Source organism: Streptomyces odonnellii (assembly GCF_000981895.1).
GTDB classification, from domain to species: Bacteria; Actinomycetota; Actinomycetes; order Streptomycetales; family Streptomycetaceae; genus Streptomyces; species Streptomyces odonnellii.
In genome coordinates, this window is sequence record NZ_LATD01000439.1 from 1 (window position 1) to 8,061 (window position 8,061).

The window sequence follows — 8,061 nt, forward strand, 5'->3', positions numbered from 1 at the left end:
CCCTCACCCTCCCTCCTCACCTTTATCGGTCACCCCCATCGGTCACCCCCATCGGCAGGAGATTCCTGTGACCATCACCCCGCCCGCACTGAGCGTCTTCGAGACCCTTGAGTCCGAGGTGCGCAGCTACTGCCGCGGCTGGCCCGCCGTGTTCGACCGGGCGCAGGGCAGCCGCCTCACCGACGAGGACGGCCACAGCTACCTCGACTTCTTCGCCGGCGCCGGAGCGCTCAACTACGGCCACAACAACCCGGTGCTGAAACGCGCGCTGATCGACTACATCGAGCGCGACGGCATCACCCACGGCCTCGACATGGCGACGACCGCGAAACGCGCCTTCCTGGAGTCCTTCCAGCATGTGGTGCTCCGGCCGCGCGACCTGCCGTACAAGGTCATGTTCCCGGGGCCGACCGGCACCAACGCGGTCGAGTCCGCCCTCAAGCTGGCCCGTAAGGTGAAGGGCCGCGAGTCGATCGTCTCCTTCACCAACGCCTTCCACGGAATGTCGCTGGGTTCGCTCGCCGTCACCGGCAACGCGTTCAAGCGCGCCGGGGCCGGCATTCCGCTGGTCCATGGCACCCCGATGCCGTTCGACAACTATCTGGACGGGCAGACCGAGGACTTCCTGTGGTTCGAACGGCTGCTGGAGGACCAGGGCTCCGGCCTGAACAAGCCCGCCGCGGTGATCGTCGAGACCATCCAGGGCGAAGGCGGCGTCAATGTCGCGCGCCCCGAGTGGCTGCGGGCGCTGGCCGATCTCTGCCGGCGCCAGGACATGCTGCTGATCGTCGACGACATCCAGATGGGGTGCGGCCGTACCGGTGCCTTCTTCTCGTTCGAAGAGGCGGGCATCACACCGGACATCGTCACGCTGTCGAAGTCGATCAGCGGGTACGGACTGCCCATGTCGCTCTGCTTGTTCCGCCCCGAGCTGGACATCTGGGAACCGGGCGAGCACAACGGCACCTTCCGGGGCCACAACCCGGCCTTCGTCACCGCCGCCGCCGCGCTCACCACGTACTGGGCGGACGGGCAGATGGAGAAGCAGACCATCGCGCGCGGTGAGCAGGTGGAGCGCGCGCTGGCGTCGATCTGCGCCGAAAGCGCTGCCATCGGCGGCGGCAGCGGCAGCGGCACGAGCGACGGAAGCCGTACGAGCCGTGGAAGCGGTACGGGCAGCCGAAGCGGTTCGAGCAACAGAAGCGGTACGAGCGGCACCGGCCGTACGAGCAGCGGTACGCACACGGGCACCGGCGCCGAATTCCGGGGCCGGGGCCTGGTGTGGGGCCTGGAGTTCGCCGACAAGGACCGGGCCTCCGCCGTCTGCGCCCGGGCGTTCGAGCTGGGGCTGCTGCTGGAGACGTCGGGCCCGGTCGGCGAGGTGGTGAAGCTGCTGCCGCCGCTCACCATCACCCCTGAGGAGCTGGACGAGGGCCTGCGCACACTGTCCCGCGCGGTCCTGGAGACCGCCTGACATGCCGTCGTACCCACCGGGCCACACCTCACGTACGCGCACAAGGAGCGTACGCGCACAGAAAGGCAGCGACACACCGTGATCGTCCGATCGTTCAAGGACATCGAGAACACCGACCGCCATGTGAAGTCGGCCTCGGGCACCTGGGAGAGCAAGCGCATCGTGCTCGCCAAGGAGAACGTCGGCTTCTCCCTCCACGAGACCGTGCTGTACGCGGGCACGGAGACATCGATGTGGTACGCCCATCACATCGAGGCCGTGCTCTGTGTGGCGGGCGAGGCCGAACTCACCAACGACGAGACCGGTGAGACGCACTGGATCCGGCCCGGCACGATGTATCTGCTGGACGGGCACGAGCGCCACACCCTCCGTCCCAAGACCGACTTCCGCTGTGTCTGTGTCTTCAACCCGCCCGTGACCGGGCGCGAGGACCACGACGAGAACGGCGTCTACCCACTGCTGACCGAACCGGCCGCACACCCGGCAGAACCCTCGGAGGAGGTCTGACGATGACCACCACTCCCGTACGCACGGAAAACACCGAGCGGACCGACCTCTACCCGACCCGTGGCCCCCGCGAGGTGATCACCCCGCGCCAGGACCCCGTCGTCTGGTCCGCGCCCGGCGACGCTGGCCCCGTCTCCCCGGCGGATCTGCGTGGCCTGGAGCGGGACGGCTTCCTCACCGTGGACGAGCTGATCGGTCCGGACGAGGTGGCGCTCTACCGCGCCGAGCTGGACCGGCTGATCTCCGACCCCAAGCTCCGGGCCGACGAGCGCTCGGTCATCGAGCCCAAGTCGCAGGACGTACGGTCGGTCTTCGAGGTGCATCGCATCAGCGAGCTCTTCGCCGGGCTCGTGCGCGACGAGCGGGTGGCGGGCCGGGCGCGCCAGATCCTGGGCTCCGAGGTCTATGTCCACCAGTCGCGGATCAATGTGAAGCCGGGCTTCGGCGCGTCGGGCTTCTACTGGCACTCGGACTTCGAGACCTGGCACGCGGAGGACGGTCTGCCGCGTATGCGGACCGTGTCGGTCTCGATCGCGCTGACCGAGAACTACGACACCAACGGCGGGCTGATGATCATGCCCGGCTCGCACCGGTCGTTCCTGGGCTGCGCGGGCGAGACCCCGCGCGACAACTACAAGCGGTCGCTCAAGATGCAGGACGCCGGCACACCGTCGCACGGGGCGCTGACGCGGATGGCGGACCGGCACGGGATCAGGCTCTTCACGGGCAGGGCGGGTTCGGCGACCTGGTTCGACTGCAACTGCATGCACGGTTCGGGCGACAACATCACGCCGTACCCGCGCAGCAATGTCTTCATCGTGTTCAACAGCGTGGAGAACGCGGCGGTGGAGCCGTTCGCGGCGCCTTCGCCGCGGCCGGAGTTCATCGGGGCGCGGGACTTCACACCGGTGCGCTGACTCCGCGCGGGACGGCGGGTGGGGCAGGCGGCACGAGCCTGCCCCACCCGTCGTGTTGCGTCAGCCCTCCAGGGACGGGTAGTCGATGTACCCCTTGTCGTCGCCCCCGAAGAAGGACGCCATCTCAGGGGTGTTGTAGGGGCCGCCGGCCTTCAGCCGCGCCGGCAGGTCCGGGTTGGCGAGGAAGAGAGCCCCGAAGGAGATCAGGTCGGCAGTACCGTCCTCGATCAGCTTCAGCTCGTCTGCGGTGGTGAATCCCTCGGTCGCGACGTTGAGGACGAGCGTTCCCGAGAACAGCTTGCGCAGGGCGGTCGTCAGCTCGCGGTTGTTCTCGATCAGGTGCAGATACGCGAGCCCGAGGGGTTCGAGCTCCTTCACCAGTGCCGTGTACGCGGCCTCCGGCTCGGGCTCCACGATGCTGTTGTACGGGTTTCCGGGCGAGATGCGGATCGCCGTGCGCGAGGCGCCGATCTCCTCGGCCACCGCGCGGGTCACCTCGACCGCGAAGCGGATACGGCTCTCCACGGAGCCGCCCCACTCGTCGGTGCGCAGGTTGGAGCCGGGGGCCAGGAACTGGTGGATGAGATAGCCGTTGGCGCCGTGCAGCTCGACACCGTCGAAGCCGGCGTCTATCGCGTTGCGGGCCGCCGAGGCGAAGTCCGCGATGGTCTGCCGTACTTCGTCGGAGGTCAGCTCGCGCGGGGTGACGAAGTCCTTCGGGCCGTCGTGCGTGTAGAGCTGGCCCTCCGGGGCGACGGCGGAGGCGCTCACCGGCACCAGACCGTCGGGCAGCAGGTCCGGGTGACCGATCCGGCCGGCGTGCATGAGCTGCGCGAAGATGACACCGCCCTTGGCGTGGACGGCGTCGGTGACCTTGCGCCAGGCCGCGACCTGCTCGGCGCTGTGCAGCCCCGGGGTGTCCGGGTATCCCTGGCCCACCACCGACGGCTGGGTCCCCTCGGTGATGATCAGACCGGCCGAGGCGCGCTGTGCGTAGTACGTCACCGTCGAATCGGTGGGCGAGTGGCCCGGGCCGAACGCACGGCTGCGGGTCATCGGGGCCATGGCGATACGGTTGGCGAGCTGCGTGCCCGAGAGGTCGATCGGGTCGAACGCGGTGGTCATGGGGGCTCCCAGAGCGGTAAATGACGGCACAACGGGCGTAACCGACCGGATATGTGGTCGGCCAAGCATTCAACAGTCGACGACTCTAGCTCATTCCTTGGCCGACCAAGCTAAACTCGTTCCCATGACGCAGGAGCTGACCTCGTGACCTCGGACCGGATGCCGGACCGTACGTCCGACCGCGCGGACGACCGTACGGACGACCCTGCCTGTACGAGCGACGAGCCCGGCACCGCGTGCGGCGGCCCGGTCAGCCACGCCCTGTCCCGCGTCGCCCGGCTGCACCGCATCGCGGCGGGCAAACTGCTGCGGCGCACGGGCCTGTACCCGGGCCAGGAACTCCTGATGATGCGCCTCTGGTCCGCCGGTCCGGTGCGCCAGTCCGAGCTGATCAAGTCGATGGACCTCGACCCCTCGACGGTCACCAAGATGCTCCAGCGCCTGGACCACGCGGGGTACGTGAAGCGTTCCCCCGACCCGGAGGACCGCCGGGCGGTCCTGGTCGAGGCGACCCGGGAGAGCTGCGCACTGCGCTGGGAGGTCGGGGACGCCTGGGCGGACCTGGAGGACCACACGCTCGCGGGCCTGGACGCCACCGAACGGGCACAACTGGCGCGGCTGCTGGCGAAGGTGGAGGAGAACCTCTGCAAGGAAACAGCGGACTGCCCCCACCGCCCAACAGACGCCTGCTGAGGCCCGGGGCACTTGGGGAGGGGAAGTAGGGTCATGGGCCGGCTGGACCAACTGCGCGGCGGCCTGGCCGAGTTCTGCGCCGACGCGCTGACCGCGCACGGCTGCCCCTCGGTCTCGGTCGCGGTGGCCGAGCGGGGCGAGGTGGTGCTCGCCGAGGCGTACGGTACGGCCGACACCGCCACCGGCCGCCGCGCCACCCCCGACACGGCGTACGGGGTCGCCTCCGTCACCAAGCCGGTCACCGCGACCGCGATCTGTCTGGCCGCCGACGAGGGCCTGCTGAACCTCGACGAGCCCGTCCCCGTCCCCGCGCATCCGCTCCCCCGGAACCGCGGCCAGGACCGGTGGCCGGCCCCGACCGTGCGCCAGTTGCTCCAGCATCGCGGCGGGCTCGGGGCGTACTACGCCTGGGAGTACGGTGACGGCGCGGCGGCGATCGACGCCGACGCGTACACGAAGCTGTACCGCGAGCCCGGCACCGGCTTCGAGTACGCCAACCTCGGTTACCGGCTCCTGGGCAAGCTGCTGGAGTCGGCCGGCGGGCGAGAGCTGGGCGCCTTCATCAGGGAGCGGGTGTTCGAGCCGCTCGGCCTCGCTGGCTGCCATGTCGGACGTACCTATCCGGGGCCGGGCCCCGCCGCTGTCCGCTACACAGCCGGCGGACGGGCCTACCCGGACTACGGCTGCGACCACCCCGGCGCCACGCTCGGCTGGGCCCCGGCAGGCGAACTCGCCCTTTTCGCCCAGACATACGAGCGGCTGCTGAAGCCGGAGACGGCGGCAGCCGTGCGGGCCGCGATCCCGGTCAACGACCGCCTCGGCTACGGACTCGGCTGGTGCGTCTCGTACGGCGACGGGCCCGTGGTGCTGAGCCATGGCGGCGGCGGGGGCGGTGTGGCGTCGATGACGGTCGCCGTGCCCGAGCGGGAACTGTCCATCGCAGTGCTGTCCAACTGCACGTCCAAGGCGGCCCGGGACGCGACCGTCCGGTATGTACTGGACACGCTGGTGCCGGGCGACATCCCCGCGGAGTCCATCTCCCCGGTCGTCCCTGACCGGGAACGCCCGTTGCACCTGCCGGAAGGAGGCGCGTGGTCGGGTGCGGTCGGCACGCCCCGGGGCGAGATCCCCATCGGCCTCCGGGTCCTGGCGGGCGGCCGGATCGGACTGCGCCTGGGCCACGACGAGATGGTCAGCGAGGCCGTCGCCTCCGACGCCTGGGACCTGCGGGCCTTCCTCCCTCTGCAGATGCCGACCGCCGACGCCCGGATCAACAGCCCGTGCCTGTTCCTCGGTCTCCGGCGCGAAGGAGACCGGCTGGTCGGCGTGGTCCACGCGTACAAGAACGGCGAGTCCGACGGCCTGCTGGGCAACTACCTCTCGTACCCCTGCGAACTCGCGCTCCGGTGAACCAAGTCGTGCGGGTGGAGCTAGTCCGCGATGACGTTCAGGGCTCGGTCCACGTCCGCCGTGGTGTTGTAGAGGTGGAACGCGGCTCGCAGATAGCCCGCGCGGAGTGAGACCGCCACCTCCGCGCGCTGTAGGTCGGGGTGGCGGTGCGTCAGGCCCGGGACGGAGACGATCGGCGAGTTCCCGGGGACCGGTTCGTGTCCGAGGGCGGTCAGGCCCTCGCGGAAGCGGGCGGCGAGGGCGGTGTTGTGCGCGTGGACCGCTTCCGTTCCGATCTCCTCCAGCAGCGCGAGGGACTCGGCGGCGCCGTGGTACGAGAGGAAAGACACCGGCTCGTCGAAACGGCGTGCGGAGTCGGCCAGTTGCTCGACCGGACCGTATGTACTGCCCCAGATGTCCCCGCCCGAGATCCAGCCCGCGTGCAGCGGTACGAGTGAGTCCTGGACCTCCTCCCGCACGGTGAGGAAGGACGTACCGCGCGGGCAGACCAGGAACTTGAAGCCGCCGGTGACGGTGTAGTCGTACGCCCCCGGGTCGACCGCCAGCCAGCCGGCCGACTGCGTGGTGTCGACGAGCGTACGGGCACCGTGCGCGGCCGCGGCAGCCCGTACCGCGGCCAGATCCGCGGTCCTGCCGTCCGCCGACTGCACCGAGGAGAACGCGACCAGCGCGGTGCCCGGGCGTACCGCCTCCGCGAGGTCCTCCAGCGGTGCGTACCGCAGCTTGAGGTCGCCACGGACGGCGAAGGGGTTGATCACCGAGCTGAAGTCCCCCTCGGGGAAGAGGACTTCGGCGCCGGTCGGCAGCGAGGCCGAGACCAGTCCGACATGGACCGCGACCGCGCTGCCCACGGCGACCCGCTCGGCCGGCACTCCGGTGAGCCGGGCGAAGGAGGCGCGGGCGGCGTCGACGGTCTCGAAGCTCCCTGAACCGGTCCCCCGCCCGGTCCCGTTCAGCTCGGCCAGCGCCCGTACGGCGGCGATGGTCCTCCGGGGCAGCAGACCGCAGCTCGCGGTGTTGAGATAGGTGATCTCCGGCGCGAACTCGGCGCCTCCCAGGGTGTCCATGAACCCACCCTGGAACCCGGTCACCTCTTAGTCAATTGCGCAATTCTGATGGGCGTATCCAAGCAATGCTTATGAATGGGCTCCGGCCTGCGGAATCTCACAGGAACCGTCGGTGTCGCAGACCGCGCCGCTCGCGGACTCGTTACGGACGGCGGGCGCGAGCGGTGTGAGCACACGGCTCTCCCATGCCTGCTCCAGCGCCTGGGTGAACAGCTCGGCCGGCTGCCCGCCGGACACCCCGTACCGCCGGTCGAGTACGAAGAACGGCACCCCGCTCGCCCCCAGCGCGGCGGCCTCGCGCTCGTCGGCCCGTACGTCCGCGGCGTACGCGTCGGGGTCGGCGAGGACCGCACGGGCCTCCGTCTCCTCCAGACCGGCGTCGACCGCGAGGGAGATCAGGGTCTCGTCGTCGAAGACGGAACGCTCCTCGGCGAAGTTCGCCCGGTAGGCGAGGTCGAGCAGCTCGTCGTGCCGGCCGCGGGCCTTGGCGAGATGGAGCAGCCGGTGGATGTCGAAGGTGCTGCCGTAGTCCCGCCCCTCGATCACATAACCGAGCCCCTCGGACCGGGCGTTGGAGGCCACATGCTCCTCCATCGCGAGCGCCTCCTCACGGGTCCGCCCGAACTTCTTCGCGAGCATGTCCGTCACCAGCCCGACGTCCCCCTTGGCCCGCCCGGGGTCCAGTTCGAACGAGCGGTGCACCACCTCGACCTCGTCCCGGTGGGCGAAAGCCGCCAGCCCCTTCTCGAACCGGGCCTTCCCGATATAACACCAGGGACACCCGATGTCCCCCCAGATCTCCACCCGCACAGTCCCGCTCCCTCCGTCCGGCATACCGGCCCCCCATCATACGGAGGGACCCTCCACC

7 protein-coding genes and 1 pseudogene are annotated in these 8,061 nt (G+C 70.0%); 5 read left to right on the top strand and 3 right to left on the bottom strand.

From position 1 onward, the window contains the following. Positions 1-88: 88 nt before the first annotated feature. The 3 genes and pseudogenes from ectB to thpD all read left to right on the top strand — a co-directional run. A pseudogene (ectB, locus tag WH07_RS32295) lies at positions 89-1,474 on the top strand (diaminobutyrate--2-oxoglutarate transaminase); the annotation flags it as partial. 78 nt (positions 1,475-1,552) lie between these two features. Further along, a complete protein-coding gene (locus WH07_RS32300; protein ID WP_046508043.1) occupies positions 1,553-1,981 on the top strand; it encodes an ectoine synthase in 429 nt (142 codons plus the stop codon). A gap of 2 nt (positions 1,982-1,983) precedes the next feature. Then, a complete protein-coding gene (gene thpD, locus WH07_RS32305; protein WP_046508045.1) occupies positions 1,984-2,898 on the top strand; it encodes an ectoine hydroxylase in 915 nt (304 codons plus the stop codon). Positions 2,899-2,958: 60 nt separating this feature from the next. On the opposite strand, the gene WH07_RS32310 is transcribed toward thpD, so the two are convergent. Beyond that, positions 2,959-4,023 (bottom strand): alkene reductase, encoded by a 1,065-nt coding sequence (locus tag WH07_RS32310; protein WP_046508047.1) that lies wholly within the window; start codon positions 4,021-4,023, stop codon positions 2,959-2,961. A gap of 159 nt (positions 4,024-4,182) precedes the next feature. Between WH07_RS32310 and WH07_RS32315 the strand changes: the two genes are divergently transcribed. Both WH07_RS32315 and WH07_RS32320 read left to right on the top strand, forming a co-directional pair. After that, positions 4,183-4,716 (top strand): MarR family winged helix-turn-helix transcriptional regulator, encoded by a 534-nt coding sequence (locus tag WH07_RS32315; protein ID WP_046508053.1) that lies wholly within the window; start codon positions 4,183-4,185, stop codon positions 4,714-4,716. Between the two features lie 33 nt (positions 4,717-4,749). Next, positions 4,750-6,126: a serine hydrolase domain-containing protein gene (locus WH07_RS32320; RefSeq protein ID WP_046508049.1), complete on the top strand. Its 1,377-nt coding sequence runs from the start codon at positions 4,750-4,752 to the stop codon at positions 6,124-6,126. 20 nt (positions 6,127-6,146) lie between these two features. Here WH07_RS32320 and WH07_RS32325 read toward each other — a convergent pair whose 3' ends face one another. Beyond that, positions 6,147-7,193, bottom strand: coding sequence for an aminotransferase class V-fold PLP-dependent enzyme (locus WH07_RS32325; RefSeq protein WP_046508055.1), 1,047 nt, complete (start codon positions 7,191-7,193; stop codon positions 6,147-6,149). Positions 7,194-7,262: 69 nt separating this feature from the next. Continuing rightward, the gene (locus WH07_RS32330; RefSeq protein WP_046508051.1) at positions 7,263-8,003 is read right to left on the bottom strand and encodes a DsbA family oxidoreductase; all 741 of its coding nucleotides are present in this window, start codon (positions 8,001-8,003) and stop codon (positions 7,263-7,265) included. Positions 8,004-8,061 lie beyond the last annotated feature (58 nt).

What these genes read in the sequence shown, in the direction of transcription:
- thpD (WP_046508045.1), top strand. Translation starts at nt 1,984, where the DNA reads ATGACCACCACTCCCGTACGCACGGAAAACACCGAGCGGACCGACCTC.
- WH07_RS32325 (WP_046508055.1), bottom strand. Translation starts at nt 7,193, where the DNA reads ATGGACACCCTGGGAGGCGCCGAGTTCGCGCCGGAGATCACCTATCTC.
- WH07_RS32320 (WP_046508049.1), top strand. Translation starts at nt 4,750, where the DNA reads ATGGGCCGGCTGGACCAACTGCGCGGCGGCCTGGCCGAGTTCTGCGCC.
- WH07_RS32315 (WP_046508053.1), top strand. Translation starts at nt 4,183, where the DNA reads ATGCCGGACCGTACGTCCGACCGCGCGGACGACCGTACGGACGACCCT.
- WH07_RS32310 (WP_046508047.1), bottom strand. Translation starts at nt 4,023, where the DNA reads ATGACCACCGCGTTCGACCCGATCGACCTCTCGGGCACGCAGCTCGCC.